The sequence below is a fragment of the Streptomyces barringtoniae genome (assembly GCF_020819595.1).
GTDB classification, from domain to species: domain Bacteria; phylum Actinomycetota; class Actinomycetes; order Streptomycetales; family Streptomycetaceae; genus Streptomyces; species Streptomyces barringtoniae.
This window is the reverse complement of record NZ_JAJHNP010000020.1, coordinates 124,528-142,981: the sequence shown is the minus strand read 5'-3', so window position 1 is coordinate 142,981 and position 18,454 is coordinate 124,528. Positions and strand designations below refer to the sequence as shown.

At 72.1% G+C, this 18,454-nt stretch carries 18 protein-coding genes; 15 read left to right on the top strand and 3 right to left on the bottom strand.

Annotation, left to right across the window (positions count from 1 at the left end; translation table 11 throughout):
- Window positions 1-25: 25 nt before the first annotated feature.
- Together dapD and LMU33_RS31010 are read left to right on the top strand one after the other, a co-directional pair.
- Window positions 26-1,012: a 2,3,4,5-tetrahydropyridine-2,6-dicarboxylate N-succinyltransferase gene (dapD, locus tag LMU33_RS31015; protein ID WP_228624082.1), complete on the top strand. Its 987-nt coding sequence runs from the start codon at window positions 26-28 to the stop codon at window positions 1,010-1,012.
- A gap of 218 nt (window positions 1,013-1,230) precedes the next feature.
- A complete protein-coding gene (locus LMU33_RS31010) occupies window positions 1,231-1,680 on the top strand; it encodes an ester cyclase (RefSeq protein WP_228624080.1) in 450 nt (149 codons plus the stop codon).
- Window positions 1,681-2,114: 434 nt separating this feature from the next.
- Here LMU33_RS31010 and dapA read toward each other — a convergent pair whose 3' ends face one another.
- Window positions 2,115-3,017, bottom strand: a complete 903-nt coding sequence (dapA, locus tag LMU33_RS31005) for a 4-hydroxy-tetrahydrodipicolinate synthase (protein ID WP_228624078.1) — start codon at window positions 3,015-3,017, stop codon at window positions 2,115-2,117.
- A gap of 167 nt (window positions 3,018-3,184) precedes the next feature.
- Between dapA and LMU33_RS31000 the strand changes: the two genes are divergently transcribed.
- The 5 genes from LMU33_RS31000 (at window position 3,185) to LMU33_RS30980 (ending at window position 6,415) form a co-directional block, all read left to right on the top strand.
- On the top strand, window positions 3,185-3,325 hold the full coding sequence (locus tag LMU33_RS31000) for a hypothetical protein (RefSeq protein WP_228624076.1): 141 nt from the start codon (window positions 3,185-3,187) through the stop codon (window positions 3,323-3,325).
- Window positions 3,322-4,017 (top strand): hypothetical protein, encoded by a 696-nt coding sequence (locus tag LMU33_RS30995; protein WP_228624074.1) that lies wholly within the window; start codon window positions 3,322-3,324, stop codon window positions 4,015-4,017. The genes LMU33_RS31000 and LMU33_RS30995 overlap by 4 nt, the downstream gene beginning before the upstream one ends.
- Window positions 4,018-4,336: 319 nt before the next feature.
- Entirely contained in the window at window positions 4,337-4,960 is a 624-nt protein-coding gene (locus tag LMU33_RS30990) for a DUF3618 domain-containing protein (protein WP_228624073.1), read from the top strand.
- Between the two features lie 94 nt (window positions 4,961-5,054).
- On the top strand, window positions 5,055-5,663 hold the full coding sequence (locus tag LMU33_RS30985; RefSeq protein WP_228624071.1) for an ArsR/SmtB family transcription factor: 609 nt from the start codon (window positions 5,055-5,057) through the stop codon (window positions 5,661-5,663).
- A 14-nt stretch (window positions 5,664-5,677) separates the two neighbouring features.
- Window positions 5,678-6,415, top strand: a complete 738-nt coding sequence (locus LMU33_RS30980) for an SRPBCC family protein (protein ID WP_228624069.1) — start codon at window positions 5,678-5,680, stop codon at window positions 6,413-6,415.
- 9 nt (window positions 6,416-6,424) lie between these two features.
- Here LMU33_RS30980 and LMU33_RS30975 read toward each other — a convergent pair whose 3' ends face one another.
- Window positions 6,425-8,251 carry a DUF8508 domain-containing protein gene (locus tag LMU33_RS30975; RefSeq protein ID WP_228624067.1) on the bottom strand — a complete coding sequence of 609 codons (1,827 nt, stop codon included), beginning with the start codon at window positions 8,249-8,251 and terminating at the stop codon, window positions 6,425-6,427.
- A 265-nt stretch (window positions 8,252-8,516) separates the two neighbouring features.
- On the opposite strand from LMU33_RS30975, the gene LMU33_RS30970 reads away from it, so the two are divergent.
- The 8 genes from LMU33_RS30970 (at window position 8,517) to LMU33_RS30935 (ending at window position 17,176) form a co-directional block, all read left to right on the top strand.
- Entirely contained in the window at window positions 8,517-9,944 is a 1,428-nt protein-coding gene (locus LMU33_RS30970; protein ID WP_228624065.1) for a hypothetical protein, read from the top strand.
- A 164-nt stretch (window positions 9,945-10,108) separates the two neighbouring features.
- Complete coding sequence (locus LMU33_RS30965; RefSeq protein ID WP_228624063.1) at window positions 10,109-11,581, top strand: alkaline phosphatase PhoX; 1,473 nt, start codon at window positions 10,109-10,111, stop codon at window positions 11,579-11,581.
- A 358-nt stretch (window positions 11,582-11,939) separates the two neighbouring features.
- Window positions 11,940-13,523, top strand: a complete 1,584-nt coding sequence (locus LMU33_RS30960; protein ID WP_228624061.1) for a TROVE domain-containing protein — start codon at window positions 11,940-11,942, stop codon at window positions 13,521-13,523.
- Between the two features lie 94 nt (window positions 13,524-13,617).
- Window positions 13,618-14,265 (top strand): GntR family transcriptional regulator, encoded by a 648-nt coding sequence (locus LMU33_RS30955; RefSeq protein ID WP_228624059.1) that lies wholly within the window; start codon window positions 13,618-13,620, stop codon window positions 14,263-14,265.
- A 26-nt stretch (window positions 14,266-14,291) separates the two neighbouring features.
- Window positions 14,292-15,308: a 1-aminocyclopropane-1-carboxylate deaminase gene (locus LMU33_RS30950; RefSeq protein ID WP_228624057.1), complete on the top strand. Its 1,017-nt coding sequence runs from the start codon at window positions 14,292-14,294 to the stop codon at window positions 15,306-15,308.
- Between the two features lie 101 nt (window positions 15,309-15,409).
- On the top strand, window positions 15,410-15,814 hold the full coding sequence (locus LMU33_RS30945) for a hypothetical protein (protein ID WP_228624055.1): 405 nt from the start codon (window positions 15,410-15,412) through the stop codon (window positions 15,812-15,814).
- Between the two features lie 86 nt (window positions 15,815-15,900).
- On the top strand, window positions 15,901-16,539 hold the full coding sequence (locus LMU33_RS30940; protein WP_228624053.1) for a 2'-5' RNA ligase family protein: 639 nt from the start codon (window positions 15,901-15,903) through the stop codon (window positions 16,537-16,539).
- Window positions 16,540-16,600: 61 nt separating this feature from the next.
- On the top strand, window positions 16,601-17,176 hold the full coding sequence (locus LMU33_RS30935; protein WP_228624052.1) for a TetR/AcrR family transcriptional regulator: 576 nt from the start codon (window positions 16,601-16,603) through the stop codon (window positions 17,174-17,176).
- 35 nt (window positions 17,177-17,211) lie between these two features.
- On the opposite strand, the gene LMU33_RS30930 is transcribed toward LMU33_RS30935, so the two are convergent.
- Entirely contained in the window at window positions 17,212-18,411 is a 1,200-nt protein-coding gene (locus tag LMU33_RS30930) for a TerD family protein (RefSeq protein ID WP_228624050.1), read from the bottom strand.
- Between the last annotated feature and the right edge of the window lie 43 nt (window positions 18,412-18,454).

Genomic DNA, 18,454 nt, shown 5'->3' with positions numbered 1-18,454 from the left:
CCCCGCCCACGTTAGGTTTTCTCCCATGACCGACTCTGCTTCCCGCACCACCGGCGCCGTCGCCGCCGGCCTCGCCACCATCGCCTCCGACGGCACCGTTCTCGACACCTGGTTCCCGGCCCCCCAGCTGGTCGCGGAGCCGGGCCCGGCCGGCACCGAGCGGCTCACCGCCGAGCAGGCGGCACAGCTGCTGGGCGGCGGCGCGACCGCGGCGGTCGGCCCGGACGCCCGCCGGGGCGTCGAGGTCGTCGCGGTCCGCACGGTCATCGCCTCCCTCGACGACAAGCCGCTCGACGCGCACGACGTCTACCTGCGTCTGCACCTGCTCTCGCACCGCCTGGTCAAGCCGCACGGCCAGAGCCTGGACGGCATCTTCGGCCACCTCGCCAACGTCGCCTGGACCTCGCTCGGCCCGGTCGCCGTGGACGACATCGAGAAGGTGCGGCTCAACGCCCGCGCCGAGGGCCTGCACCTGCAGGTCACCTCGATCGACAAGTTCCCGCGCATGACGGACTACGTCGCCCCGAAGGGTGTCCGCATCGCCGACGCCGACCGGGTCCGCCTCGGCGCGCACCTCGCCGAGGGCACCACCGTCATGCACGAGGGCTTCGTCAACTTCAACGCCGGCACACTCGGCACGTCGATGGTCGAGGGCCGGATCTCCGCGGGCGTCGTGGTCGGCAACGGCTCCGACATCGGCGGCGGCGCCTCCACCATGGGCACCCTGTCCGGCGGCGGCAACGTGATCATCTCCATCGGCGAGCGCTGCCTCATCGGCGCCGAGGCGGGCGTCGGCATCGCGCTCGGCGACGAGTGCGTGGTCGAGGCCGGCCTCTACATCACCGCGGGCACCCTGATCACCATGCCCGACGGCCAGATCGTCAAGGCCCGCGAGCTGAACGGCGTCTCCAACATCCTCTTCCGCCGCAACTCGGTCACCGGCAAGGTCGAGGCCCGCCCGAACAACGCGGTCTGGGGCGGCCTGAACGACATCCTGCACAGCCACAACTGAGTGCAACGCGCTCCGAGCGCCCTTCCGCGGCTTCAGGACGGCCGGGGGAGGGCGCTCATGCGTGCCGGCTTCGGTGTCGGCCGTGGGCCTCGCTCCCGCCGGGGCGGCGAGCACATGCCGTGGGCGTGGGCCCGATGTACGGTCGCACTAGGGCACAGGTGCGTGGATCTCGCGGGCGGCGGACGGGCCGGTGATCGGCACGCACCCGAGGAGCATCCATGTCCCAGCAGACGAACATCGCCGCACAGACCGCTTTCGGCGAGGCCGTCGTCACCGGCGACCTCGACGCTCTCGAGGAGATCGTCGCGCCCGGCTCGATCGACCATGACCCCGCGCCGGGACAGGCGCCGGGGCCCGAGGGGTACAAGACCATGTTCGGCGAGCTGCGCACGGCCTTTCCCGACCTGCGGATCGCGGTGGACCACCTGGTGGCCACCGACGAGGAGGTGGCCTTCGCCTACACCGTCAGCGGGACGCATCTGGGACCGCTGATGGGGCATCGGGCGACCGGCAGGAAGGTGAGCTACCGAGGCATGCAGATCAGCCGCTTCGACGGTGACGGCAGGCTCGTCGAGCGCTGGGGCAGCAGCGACGAACTCGGCATGCTGCGTCAACTCGGCCTCGCCGAAGCCGGACCCACCTCCGGGCGCCCTTCACACGTGTGGTGACGGGCGCCCGGTCATGCCGGCAGTCCGGCCGCGAACCGCCTCTGATGCGCCGTCACATACGCGGTGTCCGCCGCGCCCTGCTCGTCGTCCACCCGGGCGAAGGGGCGGCCCGCCGCGTACGCCGTTGCACGCCGTCGGGCCGCTCGGCGAACAGACCCGTACCGAAGCCGACGTACGGCAGCTGCGGCAGCCCGATCTCAGCGCTCCACTGGAATGGCCGCGATGTGCCGTCAGAAGTCTGTGGCCACGTACGGATTGAGGCGTACGTCCGGCGATCCCGTACCCGCGGCAGATCAGCCGGCGGCCGCTGCAGTGGCCGCGGCGGGAGGTGACCGTCGCCGAGCTGCGCGCCTGGGAGCGGGGGCCCGGAGATGGAGCGGTGCCGGACCCGGCCGGTGGTGGTCACGATCGGCAGCCGGTTCGCCGGCCGCTGGTCAGGCCGCCGTCAGCTGCTCGTGGTGCGCCAGCAGCGCGTCGGTCGCCTCCCGGTCGGCGGGCAGGAGTGGGGCGCGTACCGGGCCCGAGGGCAGGCCGAGGCGGGTGAGGAGGGCCTTGGCGGTGACCGTGCCGGGCAGGCCCGCGGCCATCATCGCCTCGATCAACGGCGTGGCGCGCAGCTGGAGTTCGGTCGCCCGGGCGGTGTCGCCCGCGTCGAAGGCGTCGAGGATCGCGGCGATCCGGCCGGGTACGGCGTTAGCGACCGTGCTCACACAGCCGGCCGCGCCGACCGCGTACAGCGCCAGCACATGCTCGTCGCAGCCCGCGTAGTACGCCAGGTCCGTGCGGGCCAGCACCTTCTGGGTGCCGAGGAAATCGTAGGAGCAGTCCTTGACGGCCACGATCCGCGGGTGCGCGGCGAGGCGGATCACCGTTTCCGGCTCGATCCTGGTGCCGGTGCGGCCCGGGATGTCGTACAGCATCACGGGCAGCTCGCTCGCGTCGGCGACCGCGCGGAAGTGCGCCTCCACCGCCTCCTGCGGCGGCCTGCTGTAGTACGGCGTCACCACCAGCACGCCGTCGGCGCCCGCCTCCCCGGCCGCCAGGGCCAGCTCTACGGTGTGCCGGGTGTCGGCGCTGCCCACGCCCGCGACCAGGGACACCCCCTCGCCGACGGCCTCCCGCACGGCCGCGACCAGCTCCGCCTTCTCCGCGTCCGTGGTGGTGGGCGACTCGCCGGTGGTGCCGCTCAGCACCAGGCCGTCGCAGCCCTCGGCCACCAGCCACGCGGCCAGCTTCCGGGCACCGTCCAGGTCGAGGGCGCCTCCCTCGGTGAACGGCGTGATCATCGCGCAGAGCGTGCGGCCGAAGGGGCGGGCGGTGGTGCTCGAGGTCGTCATACGGGTAGTGTCGGCGAGCCCATGGTGAAGCTCTACTTAATTCTTCTACGCGGTATGGGTAAGCATTGCTGATGTATGGGAGCGGCGGCCGAAGGCCCTGTGTCCAACTCGGCCCCTCATGGGTCACTATGGCCGGAGGGTCACCGACGTTCGTCATGGGAGGCACCATGAAGCTCGGCAAGGCACTGGCCACGGGAGTCGCCGAGGAGCGGCCGCACGTCGACGAGGAGCAGACCCCGCTCACCGAGGAGACCGCCCGCATCGAACCGGCCGAGCCGGCCCGCGAAGAGGTCCCGGCCGCCCGATGAGGCTCCGGCTCCCCGCGGAACGCCCGACGGAGCCGCCGACCGGATACAAGATCGCCCACCCGGTGCTGTCCCAGGACGGCACCCGGGCCGGGTTCACCGGTGTCTCGCTCGGCGGCGCGCTGCCGTACGCCGTGCTCGACGACGCCTCCTGCGTCTACGGCCGCCGGCACCGCCCGCCGGCCCGGCTGTGCGACTGCGGCTTCCACTGCGTCCACGACCGCGGTGTCGCCGAGGCCATGCTGTGCACCGCCGAGCACCGGACCGCCCTGCTGCTGGAGGTCTCCGTGCTCGGCGCGTACATCCGCTTCGAGCGCGGCTTCCGCTACGCCCGGCAGCGGGTGCGCACGGCCACCGCCGGACCGTGCTCCTGCGGCGTCGCCGCCGTCGCGCTCGCCGACGCCGGCTGGGGCAGACCCGGCTGGCGGGCCCTCGCCCCTGTCTGCGGCGGCTGTGTGCACGGCCGTACGTCCGTCTCGCTCGCCGGCTTCGCCCGGCTGGCCGGGCAGGGACTGCGGGTCGTGGCGCGGGGCGGCGGTACGGCACTGCCGCCCGCCGAGTTGGCGCACGGCGCAGAGCTGGGCGTGCCCGAACTCGTCGCGGAGGCCGCGCTGTTGCAGGCTCGACTGGACTGGTTCCAGAGTCAGCTCGCGCGGCTGGGTGAGCTCGGGAACGGGGGCGCCGAGCGGGGCTGAGGTCCCGCGGGCCGGGTACCCGGACCTGTGGGTGCGTACGTGCGGATGGCTGTGGCGGCCCTTGCGGGTGCGTCGTGGCCGGGGTCGCGCCTACGGTGGTCTGTGAGTCGGTGCCGCGCCGGTTGGTGTCCGTCCTCGGTCCGGCGCACTGTCCTTCGACGGGCACTCCGCGTTTTCGCCGGCCGCTGCGGGCGGACACCGACCCGCCACGTCTCCTCCCCGCCGTGCGCGGCCCCAGGACGGATCACGCACCCACCGCAGGGGAGACGCTCGGCAGCGTCCGGGCGGACGTCGACGAGATCAGGGAAAGGGCACACCGATGAGGCACAGGATCCCGCACCGCTCGGGCGCCAAGGGCCCCGACGAGCTGCGGCAGCAGATCGAGCACACCAGGCACCAACTCGGTGACACCGTCGCCCAGTTGGTCGGCAAGGCCGATGTGAAGGGCCGGGCCCGGGTGCGGGCCGCCGACCTGAGGGACAAGGCCGGCGCCATGACCGTACAGCTGCGGGTGAGCGCCGCCCACGCCGGTCACGGCATGCAGGACAGGGCCGTCAAGGCCGGTCACGTCGTCCAGGGCCGGGCGGCCCAGGCCGGTCACGCCATGCAGGGCAAGGCCTCCGAGATGGGGCACGCGCTGCAGGGGCGGGCCGCGCAGGCCGGGCACACGGCGCAGGGGCGGGCGGCACGGGCCGGGCACGCCGTACAGGGGCGGGCGGCACGGGCCGGGCACGCCGTACAGGGGCGGGCGGCACGGGCCGGGCACGCCGCGCAGGGGCGGGCCGGACGTGCGGGGCATGCCCTCGAGGGTGCCGTCCCGCAGCCGCTGCGCGGCTCCCTGCGCGCGGGCATGCGTCATCCGGGACCGGTCCTCGCCGTGGGTGTGCTGGGCGCCGCCGCGGTGGCGGCCGGTATCGCCTGGCGCAGGCAGCGCCACCACTGACCGAACCGGTCCGCATGGGAGGACCTCGCGTCACCCTCACACCGAAAACTAGGTCCGCCTGGACAAAATAAGTTTTCGGTGCGAGGGTGGACGCATGCTGGACGTGACCGTGATCGAGGACCCCGAGGCGGCGGCCGTGTCGCTGGACCCCGTCCGGGCCCGGCTGCTCGCCGAGCTGGCCGCCGAGCCGGCGTCCGCGGCGATGCTGGCCGGCAGGGTCGGACTGCCCCGGCAGAAGGTGAACTACCACCTCAGGACGCTGGAGCGGCACGGCCTGGTCGAGCTGGCCGGAGAGCGCCGCAAGGGCAATGTCACCGAGCGGCTGATGCGCGCCACCGCCGCGTCGTACGTCATCTCGCCGGCCGCCCTGCCCGCCGTGCAGCCGGACCCGGACCGCTTTCGAGACCAGCTCTCCGCGCGCTGGCTGCTCGCGCTCGGTGCCCGCCTGGTGCGCGACGTCGGCGCGCTGATCACCGGCGCCGCCAAGGCCAGGAAGCGGCTGGCGACCTATGCCCTCGACGGCCAGGTCCGGTTCGCCTCCGCCGCCGACCGCGCGGCCTTCGTGCAGGAGCTGACGGCGGGCGTGAGCGCCTTGATCCGCAAGTACGACGCCCCGGAGGCCGAGGGCGGCAGGGACCACCGGATCGTCGTCGCCCTGCATCCCACGGTCAAGGAACAGCCCGCCCCCGCAATGGACCAGTGAGAAAGAGCCCCGCCATGTCCGAGGAATTCGAGATCGTCCGTGAGTTCGAGGTCGACGCCCCGCCCGAGAAGGTCTGGGATGCCGTCACCACGGGTACCGGCGGCTACCTGTGGCCCATGGACCCGCCCGAGCCCCGGGAGGGCGGCAAGGGGCCCTTCGGGTCCACCGTCACCGCCTGGGACCCGCCCCACCGCTACACCAACCGCAGCGAGGACGTCGGCTTCCCGATCCAGACCGTCAACCAGCTCGACTACACCATCGAGCCGCGCGACGAGGGGCGCCGCGCGTGGGTGCGCTATGTCCACAGCGGCATCTTCACCGACGACTGGAACAACCAGTACGACGGCGCGAGCAAGCACACCAACTTCTATCTGCACACCCTGTGCGAGTACCTGACGCACTTCGCACCCCGGCCGGTCACCTTCGCCCAGCTGCAGGGCCCCGCCGCCTCGCAGACCCCGAGGGCGCTCGCCGCCGTCGGGCTCGCCCTCGGCCTGTCGGACGACACGGCAGCGGGTACGAAGGTCGGCGTGCGCGGACCCGGCGGGCGGACCCTCGACGCCGTACTCGACTACCGCAACCCGTACTTCATCGGGCTGCGCACCGACAACGCGCTCATCCGTTTCTTCGGGCGCGGCCACTGGGGCGCCCCCCTCGGCATCAGCATCCACGACTTCGCGCCGGACGCCGACGCCGAGGCGAACGAGAGCGCGTGGCAGGCCTGGCTGAACGAGGTGTTCAGTCAGGCGTGACCATCCCGGTCAGGGCCGGAAGCGCAGCACCTGCGGGTCGTGGTCGCTGATCTGGTCGTTGAACTCGGCGTTGATGTGCACGCTGTCGTACTCGAAGTCGCAGCCGCGCCGGATCGCCGGGCTGATCAGGATCTGGTCCAGGACCTGCTCGTTGCCCTGGTAGTCGTAGGTGTAACGCTCGCTCCTCGGCAGCGACTTGATCGCCGACCACAGCTCGCCGTCCCCCTCGAGGATCTTCGCGGTGTCGGAGAACTCGAAGTCGTTCATGTCGCCGAGCGCGATGACGTTCGCGTTCTTCTGGACCTTCAGGATGTCCTTGACGAACGCGTTCACCGCGGTGGCCTGCGCGTGGCGCTGGATCTCCGAGCTGCGGGTCGGCGGCTGGTACTGCGAGGTCAGGCCCTGGTCGCCGCCCTTGGAGATCAGGTGGTTGGCGATCACGAAGACCGTCTTGCCGCGGAAGACGAACTGGCCGGCCAGCGGCTTGCGGCTGTCCTTCCAGGCGGCGTTCGCCGGGTCGATGCGGCCGGGGGAGGCCGTCAGTTCGGCCTTGCCGTTCTCCTTGGTGACGCCGACCGGCGTGGTGGAGTCGCCGCCCGCGCGGTCCACGAAGGACACCCGCTCCGGGTTGAACAGGAACACCTGGCGGATGTTGCCGCCCGGCTGGCCGCCGTCCTGGTCGTTGACCGGGTTGATCGAGCGCCAGTCGTACTTCGGGCCGCCCGCCGCGACGATCGCGTCGATCAGCTTGTTCACGGTGACACTCGCGTCGACCGTGCCGTCGTCCGTGGCGCCGTCGTTGTCCTGGATCTCCTCCAGGGAGACGATGTCCGGCGACTGCAGGTTGTTCACGATCGCGGCGGCGTGCTGGTCGAACGTGTTGTCCGACGGGTCGAGGTTCTCGACGTTGTAGGTGGCCACCGCCAGCTCGCGGCTCGACTGCTTCCGCGTGGTCTCGCGCTGCAGGCCGCCGCTCTGCAGGGTGCCGAGCTTGCTCGCCACCAGGGTGTAGCCGCCGAACTGGTTGAAGTCCAGCGGGCCGGTGGTGGCGCCCTCCAGGGTGTCGCCGACGTTCGCCTTCGGGAAGTCGGCGGTCGAGCCCAGCGACTGGATCTGCAGCCGGCCGGTGTTCTGCCCGTCGTAGGAGCCGTAGACCGTGCCGCCGCGGCGGCTCGGGTGCTCCCACGGCTTCACCGTGACCCACAGCTCGCTGTAGGGGTCGGTGGCGGTGACCACGCGGGTGTCCTCGACCTGGACGTTCATGCCCTCCAGGGACTCGTAGTAGTCCAGGGCGTACGTCGACGGGTCCAGGGTCAGGCCGTTGATCGAGCCGCCGGCCGCGGTGTCGCCCTGCGGCGCGTACTCGTCCGGCACCGAGTCCTCGTCGATCACGACCGGCGCCGGGACAGCGTTGCCGGTGGAGACCGTCGTGATCGTCGGCTTGGTGATCTCCGTGACGGACTGGTTGCCGGAGGAGGTGCCGCCGGGGACGTACTCGGAGACCGTGCCGGTCACCGTCACCGAGTCGCCGACCGCGACCTTCGGCGTGGAGCTGGTGAAGACGAAGACGCCCTCGCTGGTGGCCGGGTCGTCGTCCGGGTTCGGATCCTGGATCCAGAAGCCTCTGGAGGAGCCGTACGTGCGCGTGGCCGTGACGACGCCGGGGACGTCCGTCACCTTCTGGCCCGCGAACGGCGATATTCGGGTGGTGCCCTGAATGTCGTGGATACGCACCGACTCGGCGTGCGCGGGAGAGGTGAGGACGACGGCGGACGCCGCGCTGCAGACGGCGGCGACGGTGAGCGCGGCGAGGCGCGCGGAAGACCTGCTCGGCAAGGGTTCCCTCCGGGGACGTGACGATGCGCCGGGACGAGGGTGGTACGGGAGCGTGGAGGACTCGTAGCCCTCTGTGACACGCGTAGAGCCGAGTGAACAGTTGTCCCCCCAACTTCTACGCGCGTCAATCTCCTGCCTGGCGACGGGAGTTGTCAAGGTTTCGGCCATGTACGGTGGCCGACGGGGAGATGAACCGGGCGGCATGGGTGGAAATCCGTCTAGGCTGAGCGGCTGAGCCCGTTCACGGTCCGAGGAGAACCAGCCGATGTCAGACAGCTCCCCCCTGCCGCCCGTACGGCTGCGCCCCGAAGCGGAGCTGGCACATGCCGCGCTGTCCACTCCGCTGCTCTCCCGCGCCGCCCGCCTCGCCCGCTGGGCCGGGCCCGACACCCGCGTGGACGCCGGCGGCGGACTGGTCGAGGAGCAGCTTCCGGCCGCCGCCGAACTGCTCGGGCTGAGCGGCGACGACGCCGCCGCGTACGCAAGCGAGGCCTGGCGGGTCGCCGTGGACGCGGGACTGGTCGAGATCGTGGACGAGGAGGCCGGGACGGTCCGGGCCGGCGAGGAGCTGAAGCTGCTCACCGGGGGCGCCCCGGCCGATGTGCTCGCGGTGTGGCTCAGCGCGCTGGAGACTGTCGTCGCCGACGCGAGCGTCCCCGATCTGGACGACGTGGTCGACGCCCTGGACGAGGGCGGCGAGATCGATTTCTCGTCACTCGACTGGGATCCCGAGGCCGAGGCGGAGTTCCTGGACGGCGTCCTCGGCAACCTCTATCTGCTGACGGTGAGTGAGGACGGCCCCGGCGGGGACGCGGTCCCGCTGCCCGCCCTCGCCGCCTCCATGATCGTCCCCGACGACATGGGCGAGCCCACCAACGACGTCCTGGAGCAGGTCTCCGACGCGATGATGCGGCTCGACGACCAGTTCCGGGTGCTGGAGCCGGTCGGGCTCGTGGAGTACCAGCCGGTGGACGAGGCATTGATGGCCGACGCCGGGGAGGAGCCCGCGGCGTCGCTGGACGACACCGACGTCACCCGGTACGGGATGGTCCGGCTCACCCCGCTCGGTGCGTACGGGCTGCGAGCCCGGCTGCTGGAGGCCGGGTTCCGGGCGCCGGCCGTCGGGGACCTCGCCGACAAGGGTGCGGACGCGCTGCTCGACGCCACGGCCGTGTTCGGCCGGGCGGCCGCCCAGGCCGAGACCGAGCAGTGGCTCGCGCGCCGCGAACCGCTCGCCGCGGCACGGGAGTTGCTGGCGGCGGCGCGGGGTGCGGACGCGGGCGCCCCGCTGCGCCGGCTGCGCTGCCAGCAGGCCCTGTCCCTGGTCGGCACCGAGGCCGAGCCGGCGCTGCGGGAGGTGCTGGACGATCCGGAACTGGGCGGCCTCGCCCGGGTGTGGCTCAGCGAACGCGGGGCGGCGGGGGTGCCGGCGCCGTCCGAGGAGCTGGTGTTCTGGCTGACCATCGACACGGTGGCCGCGCAGCTGGCGGCCGAGGGCAACTCCGAGGAGCTGCAGGCGCTGGTGGAGGGGCTTGCCGCGCAGCACAGCGGGTTCTTCTCCGCGGCCTGGCGGGTGGAGCACCCGGCCACGGCCGACGTGCTGGAGGCGATGGGGCGGCTGCATCCGGACAAGAAGGTGGCGAAGGAAGCGCGGAAGGCGGCGTTCAAGGCGCGGTCGCAGCACGGGGCTTGAAAGGTGTCCTTGAGCCGGTCATGGGGTGGCGCATACGGATTCTTGAACAAGGGCCTCTGAAGTAGTCCGTTGTTCAACCCCCGTTCAAGGTGTGGCGGGAGCGTGTGCGCCGAACCGAGGTCCGCCATCCTCCACGGCACTCCGACCGTCTCAGGAGACACACCATGTCGCTCACCCGCAGGGACTTCGCCAGAAAATCCGCGATCACCGGTGCCGGGGTCGCCCTGGTGGGCAGCGTCGGCGCACTCTCCACCGCGCCGAACGCCCTCGCCGCGACCGACATCGACAGCACCGAGACGGAGCCGGCGCACGAGGGCCACCACGGCGTCGGCTACGGCCCGCTGATCTCCGACCCGAACGGCATCCTGGCCCTGCCCGCGGGCTTCACGTACGAGATCATCACCTACAGCGGCAGGACGAAACTGGAGTCCGGCGAGTTCACCCCGTCCAACCACGACGGCACCGCCGCCTTCGAGGGCCCCCGCGGCTCGACCCTCCTCGTCAACAACCACGAGCTCGCCGGCCCCCGCGCCCAGTGGCCGCACCCGGTGCCGCTGACCGAGGGGCTCGTCTACGACCCGGCGGCGGCCGGCGGCTGCACCGTCGTCGAGGTCCGCCGCGGCGGCGAGGTCGCCGAGTGGGTCGGCATCGCCGGCACCGCCACCAACTGCGCGGGCGGCAGCACCCCGTGGGGCACCTGGCTGACCTGCGAGGAGACCGAGGACAAGGCCGGCAAGAACGGTTTCACCAAGGACCACGGCTATGTCTTCGAGGTCGACCCGGAGGACCGCCGGGCCAACCGCGACCCGAAGCCGGTCAAGGCCCTCGGCCGCTACGCCCACGAGGCCGTCGTCGTCGACCCCAAGCGCGGCCACCTCTACCTGACCGAGGACGCGGCCGGTCCCAACGGCCTGCTCTACCGCTGGACCCCGCCGGAGGGCTTCAGCCACGGCCGCGGCAGGCTGCGCACCCTCGCCGACGACGCGGGCCGGCTCCAGGCCTTCAGGTGCTTCGACTCCGGTGGCAAGTTCGTGGACGACCTGTCCCGCGCCACGAGGATCGGTACCGTCTACGGCGTCGACTGGGTGGACGTCCCCGACCGCGACGCGAAGACCGTGTCGGTGCGCAAGCAGTTCACCGACGGCCAGGTCACCCGCGCCCGCAAGCTGGAGGGCATGTGGTGGGGCGACGGCGGCGCCTACATCGTCTCCTCCTACGCCCGCGCGGAGAGCCCGGTCCAGCACGACGGCCAGGTCTGGTTCTACGACCCGCGGCGCCGCACCCTGACGCTCAAGGTCCTGCTCGGCGTGAACCCGGACCCGGGCAAGGACGGCGCCTTCGACGGCCCCGACAACATCACCGTGTCCCCGTACGGCGGCCTGGTCATCGCCGAGGACGGCGAGGGCGTCCAGCACCTGTTCGGCGCCACCGAGAGCGGCCGCACCTACCCGATCGCCCGTAACGAGCTCGCGATGACACCAGCCGCTACCGCGGCGGGCGGCACCGAAGCGGAGCCGGAGTACAGCGAGTTCACCGGCGTCACCTTCTCGCCCGACGGCCGGACCCTGTTCGCCAACATCCAGACGCCCGGCATCATGCTCGCGATCACGGGGCCGTGGAAGCGGCAGAAGCGGTAACGGCGGAAGCGGAGATTAATCCGCTCGCACGTCCGGTGCTGCGCCTCCTACAGTGAGATCACAACGTCACGCACCTCCCGGTGCGAGGGCAGCGGCTACTTCCCTTTCCAGGAATGAAACAACAGCCGCAGCCGACCTGATCTCGGGAGGCGCAGCTCGTGGTGGATGTCCGGTGCGCAGGCAGCGGATACTTCGGGACCCGGTATGTTGCGGGTTCGAATCCCGTCATCGACTTGTGTCGGTGTGGCGGAAGTGGAAGACGCGCCGGGTTATGTGACCGTCGCCGACCTCTGAACTCGGACACCCTCCAATTGCTGCGCCTTCCTCCGAAACGGCAATGAATTCGGGGGAATTCACCATGGCGCGATTCAACACGCGTGCCGCGACGGCACAGCCGGCCTCGCCCGTCACCACCACCGGCCGGACCCTGCGGACCCACGAGGGCGGCAAGGGCCACGAGCGCGACGCCCGCTCCGAGCTCTTCCTCCTCGCGGTCTCCAACTTCGTCACCCGGAACACCTTCTACGAGTCCGGCACCGACCGCGACGACCGGTTCGCCCGGCTCGTGCGCGACCTCGCCGTCAGCGACCCGCACTGGACGGCCGGCCTGCTCGGCTGGCTGCGCGGTGAGGGCCACATGCGGACGGCGTCGCTGGTGGGCGCCGCCGAGTACGTGCACGCACGTCTGACGGCCGGCGCGACCGACGGCCCGTCGAACCGGCAGGTCGTGGACTCCGTGCTCCAGCGCCCGGACGAGCCCGGCGAGTTGCTCGCGTACTGGACGTCGGCGTACGGCCGTGCCGTGCCCAAGCCCATAAAGCGCGGCGTCGCCGACGCCGTACGACGGCTGTACCACGCCAAGTCGCTGCTGAAGTACGACACCGCGTCCAAGGGCTACCGCTTCGGCGACATCCTCAACCTGGTGCACGCGGCACCGGACCCGGACAAGCCGTGGCAGGGCGAGCTGTTCCAGTACGCGCTCGACCGCCGGCACCACCCGGACACCGCCGTGCCGCCCGCGTCCCTGCCGGTGCTCACCGCCCACCGGGAGCTGATGGCCCTGCCGGTCCAGGAGCGGCGGGCGGTCGTCACCGCGCCCGGTGGCGCCGAACGGCTCGCGGCGGCCGGCATCACCTGGGAGGCGCTGGCAGGCTGGCTCCAGGGCCCCATGGACAAGGCGGCCTGGGAGGCCGTGATCCCGTCGATGGGTGCGATGGCGCTCGTGCGCAACCTGCGCAACTTCGACGAGGCCGGGGTGTCCGACGAGGTCGCGGCCCGCGTGGCGGCGAAGATCAGCGACCCGGAGCAGGTGGTGCGCTCGCGGCAGTTCCCGTTCCGCTACCTCGCCGCCCACCGGCACGCGCCGTCACTGCGCTGGTCCTGGCCGCTGGAGCAGGCGCTCGGCCACTCGCTGGCCAACGTGCCCGCGCTGCCGGGCCGGACGCTGGTCCTGGTCGACCGGTCGGGCTCGATGTTCTGGGCGCAGTCGCGCGACCGCTCGGAGCTCACCCGGGCGGATGCGGCGGCGATCTTCGGCACCGCGCTCGCGCTGCGGGCGGCCGACGCCGACCTCGTCCAGTTCGGTACGACCAGCGACAGGGTGACGTTCCGCAAGGGCGAGTCGGTGCTGAAGATCCTGGAGCGCTTCGGCGACCTGGGCGGCACCGACACCACCGACGCGGTGCGCCGGCACTACAGGAAGCACGACCGGGTGCTGATCGTCACCGACGAGCAGTACGCCCCGAACCGGCACGGCGACTCTACCGCCCGGATCCCGGCCCATGTGCCCGTCTACACCTGGAACCTGGAGGGGTACCGGGCGGGCCACGGACCGTCGGGAAGCGGAAACCGGCACACCTTCGGCGGTCTCTCGGACGCGGCCTTCCGGATGGTGTCACTGCTCGAGGCGGCCGACGACAGCCGCTGGCCGTGGCAGAACTGAGCGGCGTCCGGCCCTGAGCGTGGCCCGCACTTCTACGGGGGGTGCGGGCCACACCCTTGTCCGTGCGCCGGTCTGACATCTAACATTTCAGTCCATGCAGGCCCTGCGACCCGTTCCCCGCACCCTGCTGCGGGACCGTGCCTACGCCGCGATCCGGGACGCCATCGTGGCCGGGGAGATCGAACCCGGCGCGGTGGTGCGCGACGCCGACCTGGCCGAGCGGCTGGGGCTGTCCCGGGCGCCGGTGCGTGAGGCCTTCTCGCGGCTGGTGGACGAGGGGCTGCTGGAGAGCAAGCCGCAGAGCTACACCCGGGTCACCCCGCTGGTCGCCGCCGACGTACGGGACGCGGCGGCCGTGGTCGGCGCCATGCACGAGCTGGTCAACCGGGTCGCCGTACCCCGGCTGCGGCCGGCGGACGTCGCGGAGATGCGCGCGGCGAACGACCGGTTCGCCGCCGCCGTGCGCTCCGGCGACGTGGACGAGGCCCTGCGCGCCGACGACGACCTGCACGACGTGCTGGTCCGGGCGGCCGGCAACCGTGCGGCCGCCGCCACCGCCGCCCGCTACACCCCGCTCATCCGCCGCCTGGAGCGGCAGCGCTTCGGCGAGGGCGGCTCGTGCCGCTCCGCCGGACTGCACGAGCGGCTGATCGAGGCCTGCGCCGGCGGTGACGTGGACGGCGCGGTCCGGGTCACGGAGGAGATCTGGCGCACGCTCACCGACCTGGCCGACCCCGACTGACCCCGTCTTCTGCCACTGGAGGTCCCGTGTCCCTGTCGTCCTACGCCCGCTACCCCCTTCTCTTCGGGCCCTCCCCGGTGCACCCCCTGCAGCGCCTGACCGCCCATCTCGGCGGCGCCTGCCTCTGGGCCAAGCGGGAGGACTGCAACTCCGGGATCGCCTACGGCGGGAACAAGACCCGCAAGCTGGAGTACCTGGTCGCCGACGCGCTCGCCCAGGGCTGCGACACGCTGGTGTCGATCGGCGGCGTGCAGTCCAACCACACCCGTCAGGTCGCGGCCGTCGCCGCCCGCGCCGGGCTCAAGTGTGTGCTGGTCCAGGAGAGTTGGGTCGAGTGGCCGGACTCCGTGTACGACAAGGTCGGCAACATCCTGGTCAGCCGGCTCGCCGGGGCCGAGGTGCGGCTGGTGCGGGCTGGGTTCGGCATCGGGTTCAAGGAGAGCTGGGAGCAGGCGCTCAGGGACGTGGAGGCGGCGGGCGGTAAGCCGTACGCCATCCCGGCCGGCGCCTCCGACCACCCGCTCGGCGGCCTCGGCTTCGCAGGCTGGGCCCATGAGGTCGCCGCTCAGGAGCGAGAGTCGGGCGTGTTCTTCGACACCGTCGTCGTGTGCTCGGTGACCGGGTCCACGCAGGCGGGCATGGTCGCCGGGTTCCGGGCACTGGAGGAGGCCGGTGGACGGCGGCGCCGGGTGATCGGCGTCGACGCGTCGGCCGAACCGGCCGCCACCCGTGGGCAGATCGCCCGCATCGCCCACGCCACCGGCCAACTCATCGGTGTGAAGAGCGAGTTGACCGAAGCGGACATCGAGCTGGACGAGCGGTACCACGGGGGGACGTACGGCATCCCCGACGAGGCCACCCTTGAGGCGATGCGGCTGGCCGCGCGGACCGAGGGCATGGTCACCGACCCGGTGTACGAGGGCAAGTCCATGGCCGGGCTCATCGATCTCGTCCGCCGCGGTGAGATCGGCAGGGACTCCACCGTGCTCTACGCCCACCTCGGTGGCCAGCCGGCGCTGAACGCGTACAGCGCACTGTTCTAGTCGGCGTGCCCGGCCCTCAGATCGCACATTCCTACAATCCGTGTGTCTATTCTCACGCTGAGTAGTAGCACCATCACACTCTGATGAGAGAGGGCACAAGCATGCGCACGTTTCAGCGCGCCGCACTCGTGGCGGCGGTGGTCGCGGGACTGTCCACCCTGGGCGCCGGCGTCGGCTTCGCCGACGGCAACGACGGTCCGTACCAGGTCTCCGCCGTGGCTTCCGCGCAGGCCACCGCGGTGGTCACATGGGGCGCCCCGCACGGCGAGAGGCACTCGGAGCGGGGCCACAAGCACGAGGAGTCGAAGCCGGAGCACAAGCACCACGGCTCGAAGCCCTGTCACAAGCATGAGGAGTCGAAGCCTTGTCACAAACACAAGGAGGCGAAGCCCTGTCACAAACACCACAAGTGCAAGCACCATCACAAGCCGTGCAAGCACCACCACAAGCGCGCGGCTGAACGCTTCTCCGACGCTTGGGTGGACGTGAGCGCTTCGGTGGCGTGAGGAGCCTGATCGTGCGGCGGGGATGGTGACCACCCGCCGGAGTTCACGTACGGCGGCCGTCGGCGGGCGGGGGTCATGATGGCGGTATGCCCCGTCCCCCGACGCCCCGCCCGGCTGCCGCCCCCGGCCGCCTGGAGTCGGCTCCGACGCCCCGGACCGCCGTGGCCTGGCTGCCGCCGGCCGGGCTGTGGCCCGTCATCCAGGACATCCGCGCCGAGCACGACCCGCAGATCCGCCGCTGGCCGCCCCATGTGAACCTGATCTTCGGCTTCGTGCCGGAGGAGGACTTCCCGGCGGCGCTCCCGCTGCTGGCCGCCGCGGCCTCGGAGTGCGAGCCCTTCGACATCCGGCTCGGCGGGGTCCGCTCCTTCCGTCACCGGTCCTACTCCACCGTGTGGCTCGACCCCGCGGCGGCCGGCACCGCGCCCTGGACGGAGCTCCGGCGCGTGCTGGCGGAGCCCTTCCCGTCCTGCACGGACCGCTTCCCGCGTTTCACCCCGCACCTCTCGCTCGGCCGTACCCACACCCCGCGCGTCCTCGCCGCCGAATGCGCCGCCCGGCTCGGCGTACTGCACGCGCGCGTGGCCGAGATCGCGGTGCTGTCCCGCCGTGACGACGGCCCCATGCGGACGCGTGCCGCGATCGGCCTGGGCACCGGTGCCGTACGCCGCCACCTCGGACCGGACCCGGCCGGCGGCGGGTACGAAGCCCCGGAAGCGCGCTGACCGGGCGGACCGGGTCCCGATAGGATTCGGGGGAAATCCCCGGTTCGCGAGGAGTTTGTGGATGCCGCAGGCCAGGCCCATGCGCGCGGACGCTCGGCGCAACTACGAGCGGCTGCTGAAGGTCGCGGCGGAGGCCTTCGCCGAGCACGGGGAGAACGCGTCGCTGGACGACATCGCCAAGCGGGCGGGCGTCGGCTCCGGCACGCTCTACCGGCACTTCCCGACCCGGCAGGCGCTGCTGGAGGCCGCGTACGTGGACCGGATCGAGGCCATGGCGGCCCGGGCCGACGAACTGGCCGCCGAACTCCCGCCGGGCGAGGCGCTGGTGGAGTGGCTGGGCGAGGTGGGTGTCGGGGCGATCCAGGTGCGCGGACTGAAGGCCCTCCTGGGCTCGGCCGTCACCGACGGCAGCACCGTCGCGGCCACGGCCTGCGGCACCCATATGCAGGACGCGGCTCGGCGGCTGGTGGAGGCGGCCCAGCGGGCGGGCAGCCTGCGGGAGGACGTCGAGCCGATCGAGGTCCTGCGCCTGGCGCATGGCGTGGCGTCCGCGTCGGAGCTGGCGGACGGGCAGGGGAGACAGATCCGCCGCTACCTGTCCCTGCTGACGGAGGGACTGCGACCGGGCGCCCCCTGACGGACGGGGGGCGCCACCGGCTCCCGTACGGCCGTCTACAGGGCCCGCGCCCCCGGCTCCACCATGTTTCTCACCGTCCGGGCCTTGACGAAGTCGCCCAGCGCCGTCATGTCCCACTCGCCCGAGAGCTGGCGGATGAGCTTGGCCATCATCACACCCGTCTGGGGCTCGGCATGGGTGAGGTCGAAGCGGACCAGTTCCTCGCCGGTGGCGGCGTCCAGCAGGCGGCAGTAGGCCTTGGCTACCTCGGTGAACTTCTGGCCGGAGAAGGAGTTGACCGTGAAGACCAGGCCGGTGACCTCCTGGGGCAGGCGGCCGAGGTCGACCGTGATCACCTCGTCGTCGCCCGCCCCCTCGCCGGTGAGGTTGTCGCCGGAGTGCTTGATCGCGCCGTTCAGGATCGTCAGCTTGCCGAAGTAGCAGCTGTCGACGTGGTTGCGCTGCGGGCCGTAGGCGATGACCGACGCGTCCAGGTCGATGTCCGCACCGCGGAACGCCGGCTCCCAGCCGAGCCCCATGCTGACCTGGGCGAGCAGCGGGCGGCCGCCCTTGACGAGGGAAACGGTCTGGTTCTTCTGGAGGCTGACCCGGCCCTTGTCGAGGTTGATCTTCCCCGCGCCCGGAGCGGGCGCGGGCGGGACCGGGGGAGGGGACACCGGCGGGGCGGGCGGGGTGACCGGGGTCTGCACGGTGGGCGCCGGCGGGGCCACCGGCTGCGGAGGAGCCACCGGGGCCGCCGTCGGCTCCTCCACCGTCACCCCGAAGTCCGTCGCGATGCCGGCCAGTCCGTTGGCGTACCCCTGGCCCACCGCGCGGGCCTTCCAGGTGCCGCCCCGGCGGTAGATCTCCACGACGACCAGCGCCGTCTCCGCGCCGAGCTGGGGCGGGGTGAACGTGGCCAGCACCGCGCCGCCGTCCGCGTCGCGGATCGTGGCCGTCGGCTCGATGCCCTGGAAGGTCTGGCCGGCCGCGTCCGGGCTGGCCGTGACCACGATCTTCTCGATGTCCGGCGGGACGGCGGCGGTGTCGACCGTGATCGCGTCCGGCGCCGCACCGCCGCCGGAGGCGTACGTCACGCCCGGCCCCGCCGGCTGGTTGTAGAAGATGAAGTCGTCGTCCGAGCGCACCTTGCCGTCGGCGGTGAGCAGCAGGCCCGACACGTCGAGCCGCACCGGAGCGGCGACGTCCACCGTCACGCGCGCGGCCGGCAGAGGGATGTTCGAGCCAGGGGTCATAGCTGTCATGCCGGGTGAACGAACGACACCGCTTTACCGTTCC